Below are 533 nucleotides of genomic sequence, written 5' to 3' on the forward strand. Positions count from 1 at the left end.
TCCATCAACGTAGATGACGCTGCTTGTGTGTTTTCTTTCATGTTTGTAACGTTGGTCATCGTATGCTCAAGACGATTCATTGATGCACCCAGTGACGAGCGGGCACTGCCAATTCCTGCAATTAAAGTATCAACTAGTGCCAAATGAGCTTGCGCTTCGCCCACATTTTCAAATGTACCTGCTGTACCACCTGATGCTTCAATACCATCAATCGCGGCATCTACTGAACCAGCTGTTCCATCAAATGCAGCAGTTATATCAACGTCTAATGTTTCATTGGTGCTTGATCCTACTTGAAATTTAACTGCAGCATCAAATTTACCGCCATCAAGTAACTTAGTTCCACCAAAAGACGTATTATCCACAATACTATTAAGCTCAGCAGTCAAAGCAGCATATTCAGCACTTTGTGCTGCCCACTCAGTAGTACCATTTGCATCACTCGCACCTTGTGTCGCAAGCTCTTTCATGCGGTAAGCAATGTTTGTCATCTCATCAAACGCGCCCTCTGCTGTTTGCATCATCGACATTGC

The 533-nt window shown here is 44.1% G+C and carries 1 protein-coding gene; it reads right to left on the reverse strand.

Features of this window, described 5'->3' with window-relative positions; genetic code table 11:
• On the reverse strand, positions 1–533 hold a 533-nt coding region (locus tag GQR54_RS19465), incomplete at both ends, for a flagellin (protein ID WP_277344618.1).

This window comes from Pseudoalteromonas sp. Z9A4 (genome assembly GCF_011378845.1).
Lineage (GTDB): Bacteria > Pseudomonadota > Gammaproteobacteria > Enterobacterales > Alteromonadaceae > Pseudoalteromonas > Pseudoalteromonas arctica.